This is a genomic window from Neorhizobium sp. P1_A6, assembly GCF_056406795.1.
Window position 1 is genome coordinate 288,042 of sequence record NZ_JBFTZM010000004.1, and the last position, 21,045, is coordinate 309,086.

The 21,045-nt window shown below is 60.2% G+C and carries 20 protein-coding genes; 19 read left to right on the top strand and 1 reads right to left on the bottom strand.

Features of this window, described 5'->3' with window-relative positions; translation table 11 throughout:
- The first annotated feature begins 216 nt into the window (after positions 1-216).
- The 13 genes from AC1D3C_RS10780 (at position 217) to AC1D3C_RS10840 (ending at position 14,059) form a co-directional block, all read left to right on the top strand.
- A complete protein-coding gene (locus AC1D3C_RS10780) occupies positions 217-1,242 on the top strand; it encodes a sugar ABC transporter substrate-binding protein (RefSeq protein ID WP_038588060.1) in 1,026 nt (341 codons plus the stop codon).
- A 141-nt stretch (positions 1,243-1,383) separates the two neighbouring features.
- A complete protein-coding gene (locus AC1D3C_RS10785; RefSeq protein ID WP_477482873.1) occupies positions 1,384-2,448 on the top strand; it encodes an ABC transporter permease in 1,065 nt (354 codons plus the stop codon).
- A 2-nt stretch (positions 2,449-2,450) separates the two neighbouring features.
- Positions 2,451-3,230 (top strand): ATP-binding cassette domain-containing protein, encoded by a 780-nt coding sequence (locus AC1D3C_RS10790; RefSeq protein WP_038543897.1) that lies wholly within the window; start codon positions 2,451-2,453, stop codon positions 3,228-3,230.
- A 690-nt stretch (positions 3,231-3,920) separates the two neighbouring features.
- Positions 3,921-4,538 carry an HAD-IA family hydrolase gene (locus tag AC1D3C_RS10795; protein ID WP_477482874.1) on the top strand — a complete coding sequence of 206 codons (618 nt, stop codon included), beginning with the start codon at positions 3,921-3,923 and terminating at the stop codon, positions 4,536-4,538.
- A gap of 18 nt (positions 4,539-4,556) precedes the next feature.
- A complete protein-coding gene (locus tag AC1D3C_RS10800; RefSeq protein WP_477482875.1) occupies positions 4,557-5,627 on the top strand; it encodes an ABC transporter ATP-binding protein in 1,071 nt (356 codons plus the stop codon).
- A gap of 42 nt (positions 5,628-5,669) precedes the next feature.
- The gene (locus tag AC1D3C_RS10805) at positions 5,670-6,908 is read left to right on the top strand and encodes an extracellular solute-binding protein (RefSeq protein ID WP_477482876.1); all 1,239 of its coding nucleotides are present in this window, start codon (positions 5,670-5,672) and stop codon (positions 6,906-6,908) included.
- A gap of 58 nt (positions 6,909-6,966) precedes the next feature.
- A complete protein-coding gene (locus AC1D3C_RS10810; RefSeq protein ID WP_038543905.1) occupies positions 6,967-7,887 on the top strand; it encodes a carbohydrate ABC transporter permease in 921 nt (306 codons plus the stop codon).
- Positions 7,884-8,747 carry a carbohydrate ABC transporter permease gene (locus AC1D3C_RS10815; RefSeq protein ID WP_038543907.1) on the top strand — a complete coding sequence of 288 codons (864 nt, stop codon included), beginning with the start codon at positions 7,884-7,886 and terminating at the stop codon, positions 8,745-8,747. Before AC1D3C_RS10810 ends, AC1D3C_RS10815 begins: the two co-directional genes overlap by 4 nt.
- A 577-nt stretch (positions 8,748-9,324) precedes the next feature.
- Positions 9,325-11,265 carry a BTAD domain-containing putative transcriptional regulator gene (locus AC1D3C_RS10820; RefSeq protein ID WP_477482877.1) on the top strand — a complete coding sequence of 647 codons (1,941 nt, stop codon included), beginning with the start codon at positions 9,325-9,327 and terminating at the stop codon, positions 11,263-11,265.
- Positions 11,266-11,360: 95 nt separating this feature from the next.
- Positions 11,361-11,516: a hypothetical protein gene (locus AC1D3C_RS10825; RefSeq protein WP_173426750.1), complete on the top strand. Its 156-nt coding sequence runs from the start codon at positions 11,361-11,363 to the stop codon at positions 11,514-11,516.
- A gap of 284 nt (positions 11,517-11,800) precedes the next feature.
- Positions 11,801-13,078, top strand: a complete 1,278-nt coding sequence (locus AC1D3C_RS10830) for a YcaO-like family protein (RefSeq protein ID WP_477482878.1) — start codon at positions 11,801-11,803, stop codon at positions 13,076-13,078.
- Complete coding sequence (locus tag AC1D3C_RS10835) at positions 13,075-13,818, top strand: TfuA-like protein (protein ID WP_038543911.1); 744 nt, start codon at positions 13,075-13,077, stop codon at positions 13,816-13,818. The genes AC1D3C_RS10830 and AC1D3C_RS10835 overlap by 4 nt, the downstream gene beginning before the upstream one ends.
- Complete coding sequence (locus tag AC1D3C_RS10840; protein WP_477482879.1) at positions 13,811-14,059, top strand: hypothetical protein; 249 nt, start codon at positions 13,811-13,813, stop codon at positions 14,057-14,059. The genes AC1D3C_RS10835 and AC1D3C_RS10840 overlap by 8 nt, the downstream gene beginning before the upstream one ends.
- On the opposite strand, the gene AC1D3C_RS10845 is transcribed toward AC1D3C_RS10840, so the two are convergent.
- Positions 14,056-14,502, bottom strand: coding sequence for a helix-turn-helix domain-containing protein (locus tag AC1D3C_RS10845; RefSeq protein WP_477482880.1), 447 nt, complete (start codon positions 14,500-14,502; stop codon positions 14,056-14,058). The two genes, AC1D3C_RS10840 and AC1D3C_RS10845, sit on opposite strands and share 4 nt — an antisense overlap.
- A 364-nt stretch (positions 14,503-14,866) precedes the next feature.
- Between AC1D3C_RS10845 and AC1D3C_RS10850 the strand changes: the two genes are divergently transcribed.
- Genes AC1D3C_RS10850 through AC1D3C_RS10875 form a run of 6 tightly spaced genes read left to right on the top strand, consistent with a single transcriptional unit; the run spans position 14,867 to position 20,908 of the window.
- A complete protein-coding gene (locus AC1D3C_RS10850) occupies positions 14,867-15,901 on the top strand; it encodes an ABC transporter substrate-binding protein (RefSeq protein WP_477482881.1) in 1,035 nt (344 codons plus the stop codon).
- 26 nt (positions 15,902-15,927) lie between these two features.
- Positions 15,928-16,722, top strand: coding sequence for an ABC transporter ATP-binding protein (locus tag AC1D3C_RS10855; RefSeq protein ID WP_477482882.1), 795 nt, complete (start codon positions 15,928-15,930; stop codon positions 16,720-16,722).
- The gene (locus AC1D3C_RS10860) at positions 16,719-17,552 is read left to right on the top strand and encodes an ABC transporter permease (RefSeq protein WP_477482883.1); all 834 of its coding nucleotides are present in this window, start codon (positions 16,719-16,721) and stop codon (positions 17,550-17,552) included. The genes AC1D3C_RS10855 and AC1D3C_RS10860 overlap by 4 nt, the downstream gene beginning before the upstream one ends.
- Before the next feature lie 55 nt (positions 17,553-17,607).
- Positions 17,608-18,966 carry an FAD-dependent oxidoreductase gene (locus tag AC1D3C_RS10865; RefSeq protein WP_477482884.1) on the top strand — a complete coding sequence of 453 codons (1,359 nt, stop codon included), beginning with the start codon at positions 17,608-17,610 and terminating at the stop codon, positions 18,964-18,966.
- Positions 18,963-20,135 carry a CaiB/BaiF CoA transferase family protein gene (locus AC1D3C_RS10870; protein WP_477482885.1) on the top strand — a complete coding sequence of 391 codons (1,173 nt, stop codon included), beginning with the start codon at positions 18,963-18,965 and terminating at the stop codon, positions 20,133-20,135. Before AC1D3C_RS10865 ends, AC1D3C_RS10870 begins: the two co-directional genes overlap by 4 nt.
- A complete protein-coding gene (locus AC1D3C_RS10875; protein ID WP_477482886.1) occupies positions 20,132-20,908 on the top strand; it encodes an enoyl-CoA hydratase-related protein in 777 nt (258 codons plus the stop codon). Before AC1D3C_RS10870 ends, AC1D3C_RS10875 begins: the two co-directional genes overlap by 4 nt.
- The last annotated feature ends 137 nt before the right edge of the window (positions 20,909-21,045 follow it).

Sequence of the window (21,045 nt, forward strand, 5' to 3'; positions counted from 1 at the left end):
ACGGATCGCCAGATTCTGAACCTCCACTTCGGCAAACTATGGCACGAGAAATAAATAATTCAATCGGAATTAATTATTGACAGGCTATTTCAACTCGTTCTTAATTAGGGTGTAAGGGCACAGGACGGCTTGGAGGAGACGCCTGTCGAACTCGGTGGCACCGGTGTCCGAACGTTTGGTCCGCATGGCGGACAATCTTAACTCTGGGAGGAGACCATGAAGAAATCCGTATTGTCCGCCGCATTCGGCGCCCTTGTCCTGGGCGTCGCGTTTTCCGCCCCTGCCCAGGCCGCCGGCGTGTCCGCCTGCCTGATCACCAAGACCGACACCAATCCCTTCTTCGTGAAGATGAAGGAAGGTGCCTCGGCCAAGGCCAAGGAACTCGGCGTGACGCTGAAATCCTATGCCGGTAAGATCGACGGTGACAGCGAAAGCCAGGTCGCAGCCATCGAAAGCTGCATCGCCGACGGCGCCAAGGGCATTCTCATCACCGCGTCCGACACCAAGGGCATCGTGCCGACCGTCAAGAAGGCCCGGGATGCCGGCGTCCTCGTCATCGCCCTCGACACCCCGCTCGACCCGATCAACGCCGCCGACGCGACCTTCGCCACCGACAATCTTCTTGCCGGCAAGCTGATCGGCCAGTGGGCCAAGGAAACCATGGGCGACAAGGCCAAGGATGCCAAGGTCGGCTTCCTGGATCTGACCCCGGACCAGCCGACCGTCGACGTTTTGCGCGACCAGGGCTTCATGATCGGCTTTGGCATCGATCCCAAGAACCCGGACAAGATCGGTGACGAAACCGACAAGCGCATCGTCGGCCACGACGTGACCAACGGCAACGAGGAAGGCGGCCGCAAGGCCATGGAAAACCTTCTCCAGAAAAATTCCGGCATCAACGTCATCCACACGATCAACGAGCCCGCCGCCGTCGGTGCCTACCAGGCCCTGAAAGCTGTCGGCATGGAAAAGAACGTGCTGATCGTCTCGGTCGACGGCGGTTGCCCGGGCGTCAAGTCGGTCAAGGAAGGCGTGATCGGCGCCACCTCGCAGCAATATCCGCTGCTGATGGCATCGCTCGGCATCGAGGCGATCAAGAAGTTCGCCGACACCAAGGAAAAGCCGAAGCCGACCGAAGGCAAGTCCTTCTTTGACACCGGCGTCTCGCTGGTCACCGACAAACCGGTTCCCGGCGTCAAGTCGATCGACGTCAAGGAAGGTACGGCTAAGTGCTGGGGTTGATCCTCATCATATAGCCCCATTCCGGCCGGGGCGAAATCCCCGGCCCTTTTCGACCAGTGATACGCGGCTGGGAAGCAACCGGCGAAGACCGGGCGAACTCAACGGACGGTTCCTGCGCATTCGGCGCGCGGAGGAGGAAACATGAGTGGAACACAGGAATTCGAGCGTGTTCTCGACGGCAGCGACAAAAGCGTTGCCTCGTTCGAGAGCCAGGACGTCTCTCTCTTAAAACGCGCGCAGCATTTTCTGCATTCGACACCCGCTGCCGTGCCGCTGATCGTAATGATCCTGTCCGTCATCATCTTCGGCATCGCCATCGGCGGACGGTTCTTCTCGTCCTATACGCTGACGCTGATCCTTCAGCAGATCGCGGTGGTCGGTATTCTCGGCTCTGCCCAGACGCTGATTATCCTCACCGCCGGCATCGATCTTTCGATCGGGGTGGTGATGGTGATATCGGCCGTCATCATGGGCAATTTCGCCGTTACCTACGGCATGCCTGCGGGCATCGCGATCCTTGTCGGCCTGATCACCGGCGGCATCTGCGGTTTCTTCAACGGGTTCCTTGTGGCGGTCATGCGGCTGCCGCCGTTCATTGTGACGCTCGGCTCCTGGAACATCATCATGGCGACGAATTTCATCTATTCCGCCAACGAGACGATCCGCGACACCGACGTGGATGAAAAGGCGCCGCTCCTCCATCTCTTCGCTCTCAATTTCAAGGTAGGCAGCGCCATCCTGACACTTGGTGTCATCGCCATGGTCCTGCTCGTGGCAGTGCTCTGGTACATCCTCAACCATACGGCCTGGGGAAGGCATGTTTACGCCGTCGGTGACGACCCGGAAGCAGCAAAACTCTCCGGCATCCAGACCCGCAAGGTTCTGCTCAGCGTCTACACGATCGCCGGTATCATCGCCGCCTTCGCCGCCTGGGTTTCGATCGGCCGCAACGGTTCGATATCCCCCTCCTCCGCGGTGACCGACTATAACCTGCAGGCAATCACCGCGACTGTGATYGGCGGCATCTCGCTGTTCGGCGGCCGCGGCTCCATCCTCGGCACGCTGTTCGGCGCCATGCTCGTCGGCGTCATGTCGATGGGCCTCAACATGCTCGGCGCCGACCCTCAATGGAAAGTCATGCTGACCGGCTGGCTCATCATCGCCGCCGTCGCCATCGATCAGTGGATCAGAAAGGTCTCGGTGTAATCATGAGTGTCGAACCCATCCTCACAGCCCGCGGCCTGGTCAAGCGTTACGGACGCGTGACCGCTCTCGACAACGCCGATTTCGATCTCTACCCCGGTGAAATCCTCGCCGTCATCGGCGACAACGGTGCCGGCAAATCCTCGCTGATCAAGGCGATCTCCGGCGCGGTGCGGCCCGACGAGGGTGAAATCACCCTGGAAGGCCGGCCGGTGCACTTCAAGTCGCCGCTCGAAGCCCGCGATGCGGGTATCGAAACCGTCTACCAGAACCTCGCGCTCTCACCGGCGCTATCCATCGCCGACAACATGTTTCTCGGGCGCGAAATCCGCAAACCGGGCGTGCTCGGTCAGTGGTTCCGCATGCTCGACCGACCGACGATGGAAAAGCAGGCGCGAGACAAGCTCACCGAACTCGGGCTGATGACGATCCAGAACATCAACCAGGCCGTCGAGACCCTGTCTGGCGGGCAGCGTCAGGGCGTTGCGGTGGCCCGGGCCGCCGCATTCGGCTCCAAGGTCATCATCCTCGATGAACCAACCGCCGCACTCGGCGTCAAGGAAAGCCGGAAAGTTCTGGAGCTTATTCTCGACGTGCGCTCGCGCGGCATTCCGATCGTGCTCATCTCGCACAACATGCCGCATGTGTTCGAGGTGGCCGACCGTATCCATATTCATCGGCTTGGACGACGGCTGACCGTGATCGATCCGAAAGAATACACGATGTCCGACGCGGTCGCGTTCATGACCGGCGCCAAGGCGCCCGCCCAGCCCGTCGCGGCGTAACGATCGCCCCGACCAAGCTCCCGTCGGAGCCGTCCTCCGATCGCCTGTTCCAAGAGATACAGGCGATCGGGTACCCCACGATAATATCCGTCGCCCTCTCCACCGAGGCCCGCTCGCGGCGGAGGGCGATTGCATTGTGCTGCGGACCTTGAGAAGCAGCCGTGCCCCCTGGCCGGCCCGACCGTAGTGGTCCCGGCATGGCTACAGGCCATTCTCACACACGACGTCTGCCACGAACACCACCGACGACCGTCCTGCCGCTAACATCCGAGCGGCCGCGCTTCCCCAACACAATCAACCGCCTGCCATTATGATGCCGGCCACCCCGATATCGGTCTTCCCGCCGATCATTCGATCGGCGATCCTTGTGACCAAAACGATTACGATAGAAAATTCCCATCAGTAAAAACATAAAGAATTTTATATTCCATTCCGCCACKCGGCATTGCCGTTGCGAGATGACCGACTCACCCGCAAATCAGGCGTATTTCTAAGGCCTTATCGCCTGCGGCTCATTACATCCCGCACCAATACCCATATTAGATCTCCGACCAAAATGAAGCGAAGGCGGCAACAGCCTGTTGAAAACATTCGATACGAATAAAAAATTCCATACTTAATTGACAGGGCGGAATTATCTAATAGGTTGTTAACACTTAAGGGATGAGGGAGTGGTGCTGGAACCGGCTCATGAAGAAACGCGAAAAGCTCTTCATTTTTGATATTGGCGGCGTGTTCGTGAAGCTCGATCCGGCTTCCCGCGACCGCGCGGTATCGAAGCCCGGCGGCGCAGGTCCGTCCCTGCGGTATAGCGACGTTCCGGAGGCGATCTTCCGCGATTTCCGGCTGGGGCGGTCGACGGAGCCCGATTACGTGCAGGCGCTCGCCGGGGTATTCGGCGTGCCGGCCGAAAGCGTCTATGAAGCCGAACACGCCTATGTCGCCGAAGGTTTTGACGAATTCATCGGTTTTGTCCGCAAGCTCAGGGAAAATCATCGCGTCGTCTGCCTCAGCAACAATCAGCCGATCCACTGGCGCTATATTAGCGACAATCTCCTGGGCGCCGGTTATTTCGATCGTGAATACCTGTCCCAGGACATGGGCCTTGAAAAACCGGACCGGATGATTTTTCAAGCGGTGTCAGAAGTCGAAGGATGTTCGGAAAAGGACGTCATCTTCATCGACGACATCGAGGAAAACGTCGTGGCAGCGCGCGAGCTCGGATGGCAGAATTGCATCCTTCATCGCGATCCGTTTGAAACGGCTGAATTGCTCACGGCACTTGCCGCCGAGCACACTTTGAATTGACGAGTACGGAGTTTCGGCATGGCTCGAATGACCCTCAGCGGCATCAAGAAAAGCTTCAAATCCGTCGACGTGCTGCACGGTATCGACCTCCAGATTTCCGACAGGGAATTCGTCGTTTTCGTCGGCCCGTCGGGATGCGGAAAATCGACGCTTCTAAGATTGATCGCGGGCCTCGATACGATCAGTTCCGGTGAGTTTCACCTCGACGACCGCCGGATGAACGACGTCGCCCCGTCGCGCCGCGGCATCGCCATGGTGTTTCAGTCCTATGCGCTCTATCCGCATATGGATGTCTACGAAAACATGGCTTTTGGCGCACGGTTGATGGGCCTCGAAAAGGACGAAGTCGAAAAGCGCATCGACGAAGCCTCCAAGATGCTGCGGCTCGATCCGCTCCTGAAGCGCAAGCCCCGCGAACTTTCCGGCGGCCAGCGCCAGCGCGTCGCGATCGGCCGCGCATTGGTCAGAAAGCCGAAAGTCCTGCTTCTCGACGAGCCGCTTTCCAACTTGGATGCGGCGCTGCGCTCCGACGTGCGCCTGGAGATCGCCAGGCTTCACCGCGAAATCGGCGGCACCACCATCTACGTCACCCACGACCAGGTCGAGGCGATGACGCTTGCCGACCGGATCGTCGTAATGAACAACGGCAAGGTCGAACAGTTCGGCAGCCCTCGCGAACTCTACGAACGGCCGGCCAACACGTTCGTCGCCACCTTCATCGGCTCGCCCCGAATGTCGCTTCTCAATGTTGAACGCGACAGCAACAATCTCGGCCTTCCCGGATCGGGATCGATCAATGTTTCCCGCCTGCCGCAATCGGACGAGCGGGATCTCGTGATCGGCGTCCGGCCGGATGCGATGACGGTCTCCACCGACGAGAGCACCGATGGCTTCAAGGGCACTGTCGTCTACACGGAATATCTGGGCGAGAACACGTATGTGTATGTGCGCCTCGGCGACGGCACGCTGGTCGGTATCCGGTCCTCGGCCTCGGTCGACCTGCCTCCGGACACGCCGGTAGTCATCACGGTGGCCTCAGAGGAAATCCACTATTTCAGTCGCGCAACGAGGGAGAGGTTGGCGGCCTGAAAGCACTTTCGTCTCCTATAAATACCAAGAGGATGGAACCAGATGAAAAAGCTAGTTTGCAGCACGATAGTAGCCTTGGGAGCCCTGGCGACAGCTTTGCCGGCAATGGCGCAGGAATTGACCTTCTGGAGCTGGCGGCAGGAAGATAAGGCCCAGTACCAGAAATTTATCTCAGCTTTCGGGACGAAGAACCCGGGCATCACCGTCAAGTTCGAAACGTTCGAAGCGACGAACTACAACACGATCCTGTCGACCGCGCTTGCTGGCGGTTCGGGACCGGACCTGATGTTCACCCGCACCTATGGCGGCATGGAAACGATCGCGAGCGGTGGCTATCTTCTGGCTCTGGACAAGACCAATGTCCCGGCCCTCTCGACCTTCACCGCGCCGGCGCTCGCCTCGGAGACGATGCGTTCGAACAAGACCACCTACGCCGTACCCTTTGCCAGCCAGACCATGCTGGTGATTTACAACAAGGATATCTTCGACAAGAACGGCTTGAGCGAGCCGCAGAGCTGGGATGACTTCATCAAGGCATCCGAAAAGCTGAAGGCTGCCGGCGTCATGCCGTTTGCCAACGGCACGGCAACCGCCTGGCAGAACGAAGTCGTGGTCGGCGGCCTCGTATCCTCGATCATGGGCCGCGGTTTCTACGATGACCTGATGGCTGGCAAGGCGGACTTCACCGACAAGCGTTATGTCGGGGCACTCACCAAGCTCAAGGAAATCACCAAATATTTCCCGGAGGGCTTCATCGGCCTTGATTACGCTTCCGCCCAGCAGCTCTTCTCATCGGGCATGGCCGGCATGTTTGTCGGCGGCTCCTACGAGCTTGCCAACTTCAAGAAGCAGAACCCCAACATGAAGATGGGCATCTTCGCGGCTCCCGGCCTGAAGGCCGAGGACGAGAAGCTCGTCGCCCTCTATTTCGACGGCGGTTATGCGGCAAACGCCAAGGGCAAGAACAAGGAAGCTTCGGTCAAGTTCCTGAACTTCCTCGCCAGCCAGGAATTCGGCCAGATGTTCGCCAACGACCTGAACAACATCTCGGCAGTACCCGGCGTGACGTTCAAGGACCCGCTGCTTGGCGAAGTCGCCGACCTCAACAAGCACTCGATCCCCTATCTGATGCTGGTCCATTTCCGTTACGGCGAGCCGTCCGGTTCGGTCCTGCTGCAGAGCGAGATCCAGAAGCTGCTTGGCGGCAAGGCGACCCCGGAAGAGGTCGGAAAGAACCTGACGACCGGCCTTGCGAACTGGTACGCCCCGTTCAAGAAGTGACCTCAAGCGGCGGGACGGCTTTGCAAGCCGCCCCGCTTCCAATCTCAAGAGAGTTGTAATGCCCGGATCGCCCCTTGTTTCGCGAAGGCTCTGGATTTCGGCCCTGATCGTGCCGCCGCTTGCCTTCGTAGCGCTGTTTGTCGTCTACCCGATCATCTCGGCCTTCGCCTATGCCTTTTTCCATTGGAACGGGCTGGCGCGCGGCGAATTCGTCGGTTTCGCAAACTTCTACAAGGTGCTGTTCACCCAGCCTTATGCCGATTGGACCGTCAACGCGTTCCTTCACAACGTCTGGGTCTTCTTTGCGCTGATGGTGCTGCAGAACGGCGTCGGATTCCTGCTCGCCTACTGTCTCTGGCGCGAGCTGCCGGGTGCTGCCTTCCACCGGATTTCCGTCTTCCTGCCGGTCGTACTGTCGACCATCATCGTTGGCTTTCTCTGGAAGCTCTTCCTTCATCCGCTTTTCGGCGTGGTCAACATCTCGTTCCGCGGGCTGGGCCTTGGCGGACTTGCCCAGCCCTGGCTGGGTCAGGATTCCACCGCGCTCTGGTCGTTGATATTCGCCAATGCGTGGCACATGGTCGGCTTCCCGACGCTGGTCTTCCTCGCAGGCATGCAGCGCATTCCGGGTGAAATCCTCGATGCCGTTCGCATGGAAACCGAAAGCGAGTGGACCAAGATCACCAAGATCGTCTGGCCGCTGGTGGCGCCAAGCGCCACGGTCGTCTTCACGCTTCTTTTCGTCGGCAGCTTCAACTGGTTCGAGATTCCTTACGTGATGGTCGGCCTTGAAGGCTCTCCGCACGGCGCAACCGATGTGCTCGGGCTCTATTTCTACCGCACCGCCTTCGGCAACATGTCCGGCTCGGGCCAGGATTTCGGCGCCGGCAGTGCACTTGCCGTGCTGATCTTCGTCTTCATCGCGCTGGTGGCCGGCGTCATCACCTTCAAGCTGCGGGCCAGGGAAATCCAGATATGAGCACTGCTTCGCAAAGCTATTACGATCGGCGCGGCATGCTCGCCACGCTCGGCAAGGATGGGCTGATCCAGATCATCCTGATCCTGAATACGGTGGTGATGCTCGCCCCCATCGTCATCATGCTGTTTGCCGCGTTCAAGACCAATGCGCAGATCTTCCAGTCGCCGTTCGGCATCCCGGATTTCTCCAACCTTGCCAACATCGTCAAGATCTGGAGCCAGACCAACTTCCTGCGCTATCTCCTGAATTCGGTGATCGTCACCGGCGCGTCGATCGTCGTGATCCTGACGCTCGGGACGATGGCGGCCTATGCCGTCGGTCGCTACAAGTTCCGGGGATCGAGCTTCGTGCTGATGTTCTTCCTGGCCGGACTGACGCTTCCCCTGAAGCTCGCGATCATCCCGCTCTTCATCCTGATGCGCGATCTCGGCATCCTGAACACGCAGCTGTCGCTGATCGTCATCTATGTGGCGATGGGCTTGCCGACCACCGTCTTCATCATGACCGGCTTCATCGCCACGCTTCCGAACGAACTTGAGGACGCGGCCCGCATGGACGGCGCCAGCGAACCGCGGATCATGTGGTCGATCATGCTGCCGCTGGTGCGGCCGGCCCTGGTGATCGCCGGCATTCAGAACGTCGTGCCGATCTGGAACGACTTCTTCTTCCCGCTGATCTTCATCCAGAAGGACAACCTGAAGACCCTGCCGCAAGGCCTCACGACCTTCATGGGCGAATACACGACAGATTGGGGCGTGCTGTTCGCGGGGCTTCTGTTGTCCTCGGCGCCGGTCATCATCGTCTACATCATCCTGTCCCGCCAGTTCATCAACGGCATGACGGCGGGAGCAGTGAAGTAGGGAGGTCAAGAACCACGCTTGGAATGCCCACTGAACGCAGGGACTGCCGTGAATATGGCAAGTTGAACGCGGATCGATGTGCTGTTATGCACGTCTCGGATGCGGCTCGCACCCGCAACACCATAAAACAATCGCAACCCTGTAGCGGTTCAAGACGTTCAGCGGTAAAAGCAGATTCATGAACGACAACGTCATCAAATTCCGACGCCCGGAACCGCCGCCGCGAGAGCCGAATCCGTTGCTACGCAAGTTGGCAGTTGTTGCAGCCGTGATCGTATGCCTTGTTCTCGCCTGGGCGTACTTCCAGTTCCTCGGAAGCCCGGCGTAATTCCCGAGCTCATCCGGTCCGACCGAGGCCGATATCCTGATGTCGGTCGAGCAAATATCTTACAACCTGCTTCCGATCTGCGGCGGAGGATGAAAACGCGTCTTCGACTAGAGCAATACAACGTAATTTGCCGAAGCGGGTTTCGTACTTGGAGCTTATTAGCTCAGCAGTATCAGAAATGAATGTACAGACCGTCCCCATAACGATACATATTTTCTACAACAACGCGTAGTTCCGAACAGCAATACAATGCTCGAAAATACGATGCTCCAAATCCGGTTGCTCGGTCGCCCCTCGCTTGAGTTGGACGGCGTGAGCATCGCGTTGCCGGAAAAAGCCTATTTTCTATTTGCTGTCGTTGCGATGGCGCCCAGATTGACGGTCGACCGCGAAACGATACGGCGGCTGCTCTGGCCCTCCCATGATGCGGAAAAGCGCGCCAACAGCCTGCGTCAGCTTCTGGCACGCATCGCCAAGGCGGTCGGCCCGGACGCCCCGGCCATCCTCGTCAACGACGAAGAAACGCTGCGGCTTGATTGCGATCGGTTCACAGTCGATCTCCTCGCGTTGATGGAGGCAGGTCCCTTAGACGAGAATAACTGGGACCTTGTTCATGGCGAACTGCTCGAAGCCGTCGAGGCTCCGACCGGCGGTGCGGAGGACTGGCTTCTGGACGCGCGGCGCAAGGTCGGTGACTGGCGATCGAGCCACATCGAAAGCCTGCTCGCGATATCGTCGCACCAACAGTCCTCGTCACTACCCTTGCTTGCCAACCGCCTGATCGAACTGGATGCCTCTCACGAGGGCGCAGCGCGGGCGCTGATGAAATATCACGTCGGCCACGGGGACTTGGCCGCCGCTCGCCAGGCCTACAGTCGATGCCGGGACCAGCTCAGGGCTGATTACGGCACGCCGCCGACACCGGAGACGGTTGGGCTTGCCCACGAACTCGGCATCCTCAGCCGGCCTGGTTCTGACCGTACGCCCGAAGCGGAGGAACGCCCAAAGAGTGTCATGCCGGCACAGCCGCGGGTGGTGATCCTGCCGCCCGAGACCATCGTCCAGGACGCACTGGTGCAGCGCCTCGGTAGAGCTCTTTTGGAAGACGTCACGATCGGCCTCAGCCACCAACGTGTTTTCAAGATCATCGCCGCCCATACGAGTTTCGAACTGCTCAATCGATCGGGCGATCCCAATCAACGCCAATCGGCCCTCAGCGACCTTCAGTTCGACTATTCCGTATTCGTGACGATCCAGGGTGAAGGCGACGAGATTTTTGCGACCTGCAGGCTGACGCGGGTGGGCACCGGCGAAGTGCTCTGGGCCATCAACCTGCCGCTCGACGTCCAGCAGATGAGAGCATCTTTCAGCCAGTTGGCGCGGCGTATTTCGATGTCGCTGACCGATGTCATCGAACGGCATGAAATCGCCAGGTCTCTCGACGACGTCGACCCCTCTGCCTACCGCCTTTACCTCGAAGGAAAGCGCTATCTGTCCGGCACGGACCTGCCGCATCTGCGTCAGGCGCGCAAATGGTTCAAGTCAGCGGTCAAGCGCTGTGACAGCTTTTCGCCGGCGCATGCCGGAATTTCGCGGTCGCTCGGCATGGAATGGCTGGTGCGCGGCATGAAGGACAACGAGCTGCTGGATGTGGCCAATCAATCCGCCCGCGCATCCCGCGATCTCGATCCCGGCAGCGGCCGCGCTTTCCGCGAGCTCGGCTTCATCTCGCTTTATCGCCGACGTTTCGACGAAAGCCTGGACCTTTTTCAGGAGGCTCAGAACCTTAATCCGAGCGACGCGGACGTGCTGATAGATTATTCGGACGCTCTGTCGCATGCCGGCGACCTGGACAAGGCTCTCGATCTCGGGCTCGCCGCCTTCAAACTGAACCCTCTGCCGCCGGATTATTACTACTGGATACTGGGCTCCACCCATTACGTGCGCCAGGAATATTCAAAAGCGATCGATACGATCGACCCGGTCCGCAGCAAACACGCCACCGCGCGGCTGCTTGCCGCCAGTCACGCGATGGCAGGCGACATGCCGGCTGCGCGTAAATATGCGGCGATCGTCCGGGAAAATTTCCCCGATTTCCGCAGCGAAGATATCCGCTACTTCGTGCCGGACCGTGACCCGGCGCATGCCGAGCTGCTCATTCACGGCCTCAGGCTCGCTGGGCTACCGTAAAAAGGCGTGAAAATGCCTGTCACGCTGGAATAACACCCGGTGTGGTCCTTTCTCTACGCAACGCAGCACAAGCTGCCTATTAGCGGAGAGAAAGCATGGAAACGAAGTTCAAGACATCCAAGCCGGTCGAAACCACTACCTCTGCCCCGACGTTGCGGTTTTCCGCCGCTGCCGAAGCCGTGCTTGGCGGCCGGACCGAGATTGCCGCGAACGCGCTCTCTCAGGTCACGCATGCAATGAGATATCAGTAATGAGCCTGGAAGCCCAAGGTGCCGACGGTTGCCTTGGGCTTAACCACGAGCCGCGACGGCTCTGGAATGCCGCCAAGCAAAAGATCTTTTAAGCAACCAAACTTGCCCCCTTAATAAGCCTGTCACGCCCAAGTCACGGTGCCTTTGGTCTCCTCTCCCATAGAGACCCTTGGAGAGGACGAATCGACGGGATGAGTTCGGCATCGCAACCACTTTTGCAGACCCGACAGTCGCCCGCCCAATCTCGTTCGAGGTCAGGGTCCTTCGAAATTTGGCAGCCGGAAATGATGATGCAGATCCAGTCATCGACGCAGACGATCCAGAAATTCGCAGCCTCCCTCACACAGCGGGAGCAGGGTTTCAGCACGTATCATGACCGGCGCGTGTCGCCGGCGGAAACCTTCGACGCGATCAGCCCGTTTTTCAGAGATCTCGGCATTACCCGGGTCGGCTTCCTGACCGGCCTCGACCGGGTCGGCATTCCCGTCGCCTTTGCGACGCGGCCCAACAGCTACACTCTCTCCGTCTTCCAGGGCAAAGGCGTCGATACCGATGCGGCGCGCACCTCAGCCGCCATGGAAGCCCTGGAGACACGGGTTGCCGAGGTCGAACCGGCATCGCTGACCTGGGCGACCGTCAACGACGTCGCCGGCTCTGCAGCGAGCATGATCGACCTTCATTCGACCGCACGGTGCGTACCCTCCGAAATCGGCGACCGTCAGATACCCTGGGTCACCGGTCTCGACATCCTCTCCGGCAATCAGATCATGGTGCCCTGGTGGCTCGCCGGGATGGATCACCGAGGCGAACGGCCTGCAGGGTTCGAGCAGTCCAGCGATGGCCTCGCATCCGGAAACACTCATGCGGAGGCACTCCTGCACGGGCTGTGCGAACTCGTCGAGCGCGATGCCTGGACCCTTGTCCAGCTCAAATCCGAGCACGAATTGAACGCCTGCCTCGTCGATCCGGCCAGCGTCGAGGATGCCGTGCTCGACCTCATGGTGCGCCGCCTTCGCAACGCGGGCATACAGCTGCTCCTCCTCGACATGACGACGGATCTCCAGGTTCCGGCATTCCTGGCCGTGCTGATCCCGGACTCTACGGCCAAGCGGTCAGACCCGCGCTGGAGCCAGATTTGCGGCGGCTGCGGCTGCCATCCCGACCCGGTGCGCGCAATGCTGCGCGCCATAACCGAAGCAGCACAGAGCCGTCTGACCGCGATTGCCGGCAGCCGCGACGATTTTTCGCCCCGCATCTATCAGCACATACGGGCGGATAACGCTCTCAGCCGCCTGGTCGCCCTGTCGTCGCTGGACAGGCGCCCGGTCCAGTATCGCGAGCTTGACGCAACCCGCCACTCCATCAACGGCACGATCGATCACATACTCGGCCGTCTCAGGCTTGCCGGCATCAGGCAGGTGGTTGCGGTTCCCATGCAGGATGCCGGGCTCCCCGTTTCGGTCGTCCGGGTCATCGTTCCAGGCCTGGAAGTCGAACTTTCCGGACAATATTTGCAGCTCGGTATCCGCGCTGCAAATGCCATAAGGAGATCACGGCATTGAAAGTCGTTTTCGTCGGGCCAAGCCTCGGGTCGTCGACCCGCCAGATGAAACAGCGATTCCCATCGCTGACCTTCCGCGGACCTGCAGCCCGCGGAGACATCCTGAAGGCGGTCGAGGACGGCGCCACGGCGATCGCCCTGATCGACGGCTATTTCGGCGAGTCCGCCTCCGTGTGGCACAAGGAGATTCTTTATGCGCTGAGCCGCGATGTCTCCATCGGCGGCGGCTCGAGCATGGGCGCGCTGCGCGCTGCCGAATGCGAGGCATTCGGAATGATCGGCATCGGCCGGATATATTCCGACTATGCCGCTGGCCGGCTGATCGATGACGAGGCCGTAGCATTGATCCACGGCCCCGAGGAGCTCGGATGGATGCCGCTCTCGGTGCCGCGCGTCGACTACGAGGCAACGATCCGCAAGCTTGGGCGGATGGGGCTCATTTCAGCTGCCGAGCGGGAACGGTTTTTTCTCGCTGCCAATTTCATGCACTACACCGAGCGGACCTATCAGGCCATTCTCGAACGATGCGAGTTCAGTGATCCTCAGCGTAGTGCGGTGATCCTTCACGACATTAAACGCCACAAGGTGGAATTGAAACGTGAGGATGCGAGGGCCGTTCTCGTTTGGCTCAACGGCATTACCAGTTCCCGTAAACACTCCAAATGGACGTTCGCACAGACCGCCCATTGGGAAAAACTGCGCGACGAGATGGACTCGTCGCAAGGATCCATGAATGATTGATCTCGCCCACGACGTCGCCAGCGACGAATATGCCCGCCTGTTCCGCATGCTTTCCGCGGTCAACAAGGAAGCGGAATCACTTCGGCTCTCCACGGTCGTCCACTTGACGAACATGGCTCTCCTTCAACTCTCGCTCGATTGGGAAGGCACCAGTCCCGAAAACGAGAGGAGCGTGAAGCTGAATGCGATATTCCGCAGCAAGACGAAGATAGCCCTCGATGAGGACGGTCCCAGGACTTAAACGTCAGGGACCGCTGACTGGGCCGGCCGTCTTTCGATATCGGCCAAAAGCGCCTCCGCCTCGAATTCCCTTGCAACAACCGCCTGAACCAATTCCAGGATGCGTTTGCGAAGAACCGGTTTGGAAATGCTCATGAATGCGGTGCTCATCAGCAGCGCTTCATGGGTGAAATCGAATTGCGGGTCTTCGAGCTGATTGTCGTTCGATGGTTCGACTGTCGGGATCCGATCGAAGAACGCCACCATCTCGACCTTCAGCGCGGTCGCGATCTCCACGAGCTTGCCGACAGCAATCCGATTAATGCCATTTTCATATTTCTGAAGCTGCTGAGACGTGATGCCCACATGGTGGGCAAGTTGCGGCTGAGTAAGTTTTTTCTCTCGCCTGTAGAGGCGGATCCGCTTTCCAACCTCTCTGTCGGCTGCATTCGGTGCTTTGCTCACTGAGGGACCATCTCTTTGGCACTAGGATACTGACGTGTTATTTGTATCCTATCATCGATAAGTTGCCGAGTACCCCTGCAAGCATTTTCTATCTTGAGTGGATAATTAAGTAAACGTCCACCATAAATCAGGGCTTCGCAAAGTCTTGGCGTTAAATCGATGCTTCGGTTCGGGCGACGGACTTGACGATTGCAAATTCAATAGAATTGCCGCGCGTTTTGGCGTTGCCTTTTCGGCAACTAAATATGCGAAATATTGTTCTTTATTAGAACGCGACATTGCGCCATCCTCCCCTCAATCCGGCGCTGAGACCGGCCAAGTCAAGCGAAAATGTATCAGGCCATAAGGCCAACAGGGGAACGCTATGTCTCATTTCACACTGAATCGCCGCCGTTTCATATCCAACGCTGCGGCCTTGGGTGGCTTCGCCGCCGCCTCCAGCGTCCTCGGCATCCGCGCCGGCAATGCCAAGGATGTGGCCAAGGTGCGCATGCAGCTCGGCTGGCTCGTCTCGAACGGCGTACTCGGCGAAGTCGCCGCCATCAAGAAGGGTTTCTTCGAAGAACAGGGCATCGAGCTTGAAATCGTCCCCGGCGGACCGAGCGTCGACGGCGTCGCGGGCGTGGCATCGGGCCAGTCCGCAACCGGCCAGATTTCCTCCAGCCCGTCCGTGATGCTGGCGCGTTCGGCAGGACTGCCGGTCAAGGCCTTCCTGTCCGGCTACCAGAAGCACCCCTTCACTTATTTTTCGCTGAAGAACAAGGCGATCAAGACCCCGAAAGACATGATCGGCAAGACGATTGCCACCCAGCCGACCGCCTTCATCCTGCTGCGCGCACTGCTCGCTCAGAACGGCATCGCCGAGGACCAGGTGAAGATGGTCAACATGGGTTCGGACATGAACCAGCTGATCACCGGCCAGGCCGATGCGGTCACCGGCTGGCTCACCAACGTCAATGCCCTCGATGTCCTCGGCGACAATCGCGTCGATATGATGCTCTGGGACAGCGGCCTTCAACTGTACGCCAACGTCTATTACACGACCGACGACCAGATCGCCAAACATTCCGATGTTCTCGAACGTTTCACCCGCGCCGCCGCCAAGGGCTGGGGTTTCGTCCGCAACAATCAGAAGGAAGCGGTCGAGATGCTCTGTGAGGCCTATCCGATCCTCGACAAGGCCAGCGAAATGAAAGCCGTGGCCCCGTGCGTCGACTTCTCCTTCGGCGCGACCACCAAGGCGTCCGGCTGGGGCACCATGTCGCGTGAAAACTGGGCGGCGCAGATCAAGGCCTATGCCGATCTCAAGCAGTTCAAAGGAACGGTTCCGACGGTCGACGACGTCGCGAACTTCTCCATCCTCGAAGCCACCAGCGACATCCGCAAACAGGTGGGGTGATGGCCATGTTAGGAACGGCGAAGTTGATGACGAACGTTCCCCAGACCGAACCGGCAGCCACGGCGGTTTCGATCCGAAACCTCTCCGTCCGGTTTGGTGACAGGAACAACGAGTTCACGGCCCTTTCCGACGTTTCCGTGGACATACCGGAAGGTGCCTTCGTCACCATGCTTGGGCCGTCCGGCTGCGGAAAATCGACCCTGCTCAGATGTGTGGCGGACCTCGTCCACATCAGCGACGGTTCGATTTCCGTCTTTGGCCGCAGTCCCCAGGAGGCTCGCGAAAGCCGCGACTTCGCCTTCGTTTTCCAGGACGCGACGCTGCTTCCCTGGCGGAACGTACTCGACAATGTCCGACTGCCGCTGGAAGTCGGAAAACACGCCCAAACCGGCAACCATGCGGACCCGCATGAACTGCTGGCGATGGTCGGATTGAAGGGGCGCGAAAACGCGCTCCCTCACGAGCTCTCGGGCGGCATGCGCCAGCGCGTGGCGATCGCCCGCGCGCTGATCACGCGGCCGCGCATCCTGCTGATGGACGAGCCCTTCGGGGCGCTCGACGAGATCACCCGCGACCGGCTGAACGAGGAACTGCTGCGCGTCTGGCAGGAGACGGGAACGACGATCCTGTTCGTTACCCATTCCATTCCGGAAGCGGCTTTCCTCGGCCAGAACGTGCTGATGCTCCAGGCTCATCCGGGTCGCGTCAAGGAGTTCATGAAGGTCGATCTCCCCTTCCCGCGTTCGCTTGCCGTGCGTGACACCGTCGAATTCATCGGCGTCACCGCGCATCTGCGCCGCCTTCTGGAGGAATGCCTGTGAGCCACGTCGTTTCCTCCACCACCAAGACCGGTGCCCCACCCGAGCGCAAAATTGCGCTTCTCGATGCAACGGCCGGCGTGCTCGTCAAGCATATGCCGGCGATATCAGCCGCCGTCGGGCTTGTGGTCCTCTGGCAGTTCGTCGTCTGGTTCTTCAAGATCCCGACCTTCATGGCTCCAAGCCCGGTCGATGTCGCCTACGCCTTCCAAGACAACGCCAAGATCCTCTGGACCAACATGCTGCCGACGATCTTCGAGGCTTTCCTCGGCTTCGTTTTCGGTAATCTCGTCGCCATCCTTCTGGCGATCTGGTTTGTCCACAGTTCGACGGCGGAAAAAGCTTTCTATCCGATCGCCGTCTTCATCAAGGCGATCCCTATCATCGCGCTTGCCCCGATCCTCGTCCTGATCTTCGGCAACGGGCTTGCTCCAAAAATCATCATCGCCGGGCTGATCTGCTTCTTCCCGACTTTGGTCAACATGGTCCAGGGCCTGAAATCAGCGAGCCCCGCCATGCTGGATCTGATGCGGGTGCTGTCTGCCAGCAACACGGAAATCCTCTGGAAGGTGCGGCTGCCGAGTTCCATGCCGTTCCTGTTTGCGGCGTTGAAGATCGCCGCGACCAGCAGCGTCATGGGCGCCATCGTCGCCGAATGGATCGGCTCCAGCTTCGGCCTCGGCGCCCTGATCATCGAGGCGACCTACAATTTCCGCTCGCCGCTGCTTTACGCAACCGTCGTGATCGCTGCGATCCTTGCCGTCGTCCTCTTCTTCATCGTCTCGGTGATCGAAGCCCGGATGATCCGCTGGAAGCCGGCCGGATCGCACTGAGCCCAACACACCGAGCCAACTGTCCTCAGGCCCAACTCTTTGGGAGTTTGAACCAATGCAACAGACAATTCTTCAGGCGGCGCGCAACGTCGCAGTGGTCGACCGTTCCGATGTGGTGGTGGTCGGCGGGGGACCGGCGGGCATTTCCGCAGCCGTTTCCGCGGCCCGCAACGGCGCCGAGGTGACCCTCCTCGAACGCTATCCTTACGTCGGCGGGCTTGCCGCCGGCGGCATGGTGCTGGTGCTCGACGACATGATCAACAACCTCGAAATCACCGTGCAGGGCATCTGCATGGAGATGATCGAGCGGATGAAGAAATGGGGCCTCTGCGTCACCCCGACCGGCCGCGACCGCGAGCTCGACATCCGCGAGACGCCGGACGCCTGGCAGCGCTGGGCGCGCTGGGGCCTTTTCGATTTTCACACCCAGTCAATGCCGCACCCGATCTGCTTTTCCGCCGCCTTCGACCCGGACGGCTTCAAGCGCGCCTCCTATGACGTGCTGACCGAAGCCGGCGTCAAGCTCAGGACCCATAGCTGGTTCTCCTCCGCCATCATGGAAGGCAAGACCATCAAGGGCGTCATCTGCCAGACCAAGTCCGGCATGGAAGCGATCCTCGGCGATATCGTCATCGACACGACCGGCGACCTCGATGTCGCGGCGTCTGCCGGCGCCTCGCATGTGGAATCGAACTTCATCCTGACCACCGTCTCCCGCTGGGGCGGCGTCGATACGGATGCAGCCGAGCGTTTCGAATTCGAGGAGCCGGAAGCCTTCAAGAAGATCGACCACGAGGCGAAACGCCTGATCGGCGGCTGCTGGTCCTTCTGGTGGCTGAAGACCCCGCTGCCGGGCGTCGTATGGCTCAACTGCCCGCATATGCCGAACCTCTCCGGTCTCAAGACCGAGGACCTCACCAAGGCCGAACTCGAAGGCCGCAACCGCATCGCCCGCCTGCTCGATTTCACCCGCGAAAAGATGCCGGGTTTCGAAAAGGCCTATGTGGTCGATTTCGCGCCGCAGACCGGCGTGCGCCAGACGCGGCTGCTCGAGGGCGAATACGTGGTCACCAAGGACGACGTGATGAACCGTATCCACTTCTCCGACACCGTCTGCCGCGGCCGCGACTATTACACGCCCTACCGCTCGATGCTGCCGCGCGAGGTCGACCAGCTGATCGTCGCCGGACGTCACTACTCGGCGACACCCCAGGCGCAGAAGTCGAGCCGCGAGATCCCGCCCTGCATGGCGATGGGCGAGGCCGCAGGCGTCGCCGCCATTGTGGCGCTCAATGCCGGAACCACCGTACGGAAAGCCGATGTTCGCGCGATCCAGAAACAGATGCGGGCCCAGGGTGCCGATCCCGGCGACGTGCCCTCCGACAATGCAACATTCTTGGAGGCTGCGGAATGAATTCTCTACCCCTCGACGGCATCCGCGTGATCGATTTCACGCAGGTCATGCTCGGCCCCTGCTGCACCCAGACGCTCGCCGATTACGGCGCCGAGGTCATCAAGATCGAGAAGGCCAAGATCGGCGACCTGTCCCGCTGGTCGCTCGGCTCCGATCCGGACGGCCTCAACAACCCGGTCTTCTGCTCGCTCAACCGCAACAAGAAGAGCCTGGCGCTGGACCTGAAGCTCACCGAAGCGCGCGACGCCGTTCTAGCCCTAATCGCGGGCGCCGACGTGGTGGTCAACAACTTCCGCCCCGGCGTGATGGAGCGCATGGGCTTCGGTTACGATGACCTGAAGAAGATCAACAAGCGGCTGATCTACGCCGTCGGTACCGGTTTCGGCCTGACCGGCCCCTACCAGCACAAGGGCGGTCAGGATATTCTCGCCCAGGCGCTTTCCGGCGTCATGCGCCGCAAGTCCGACAGCGCCCATCCGACCTCCATCTACGCCACACCGCTTGCCGACTACTCCGCTGGCATGCACCTCGTGCAGGGTATCCTGCTTGCGCTGCTGCACCGGGAAAAGACCGGAGAAGGCCAGCAGGTCGCCGTCAGCCTCTACAATTCCATGCTCGCCATGCAGATGCAGGAAGGTGCCGCGCACATGATGCGCGAGAAGGATTTGAACTGGGGCGCCTTTCCGCTGACCGGCGTCTTCGACACGACCGACGGCGCGATCGTCATGGTCGGCGCCTTCAAGCAGAACCCGCTGCAGGACATCTGCAACGCGCTCGAAATCGAAGATCTTTCCGCCCAGCCACGCTACAAGGACTTCGACTCCCAGATGGCGCACCGCCCGGAACTGCAGGAGATTTTTCGCGCGAACTTTGCCAGGAATAGCAATGCGCATTGGCTGAAGCGCCTGGAAGATGTCGATATCCTCTGTGCGCCCGTGCGTAACCTTGCCGAAGCGCTGCAGGACCCGCAGACCGTCATCAACAAGATGATCCTCGAAGCGGGTGAAACGGCTGCCGGTCCCATCCGCCTGATCGGTTCGCCAATCGACATGTCGGCCGCTCCGGTTTCGGTGCGCATCGCACCGCCGAGCCTCGGTCAGCACAATGACGAGATCCTCGCCTCGCTGGAGGCCCAGTCTTTGCAAGCGGCACGCGGAGACGCGGCATGACCGTCGGATTTTCCGTCGAGAACCGCGTCGCACGGGTCACGCTCGACCGCCCGGACCGCATGAACGCCGTCGATGCCGCGACCGAAAAGGAACTCGAGGCGATCTGGACCGAGATCGAGGCCCGCGACGACATTTCCTGCGTGGTCCTGACCGGCAGCGGCCAAAAGGCCTTCTGCACCGGCGCCGATCTCAAGGGCGGCGCCACCAAGAGCGGGCTCGAATACTGGGCGGAAAGCCGCACCAACGGCTTCGGCGGCCTCGCCTTCCGCAAATCGCTGGACGTGCCCGTGATCGCCCGCGTCAACGGTTATGCGCTCGGCGGCGGCTTCGAAATGGTGCTCGGCTGCGATATCGTGATCGCCGCCGACACCGCCAAGTTCGGCCTGCCGGAAGCACGCGTCGGCCGCATGCCGCTGGATGGCGGCATGGTGCTCCTGCAGCGCAAGATCCCCCACAACCTCGCCATGTCGGTGATGCTGACCGGCCGGCAGTTCACCGCCTCCGAAATGCAGGGCTTCGGCATCGTCAACGAGACCGTGCCCTTCGATGCGCTTGATGCAGCCGTCGACAGATGGGTGGGCGACATCATCGCCTGTGCTCCGCTGTCGCTGAAGGCGATCAAGCAGACGGTCAACCGCACCGCTCATCTCAGCCCCGCCGAAGCTCAAGGATTGCGCACCCCCGCGCTGATCCGTGCGCTTCAGAGCGAAGACGCCGTCGAAGGCGTGACGGCCTTTCGCGAAAAGCGCGCTCCGGTTTGGCAGGGCCGCTGATGCATGTCGCGCAAAAGTGTGCGGCGGTTTTGCGGTAAAGACATGCATCGAACAAGGAACGGAAGCGTGGCAAGCGAATCCGAAGGATCGCAACACGCTTCAGCCATGGTATGAATTTCAGGATCTTGGGGGATGAA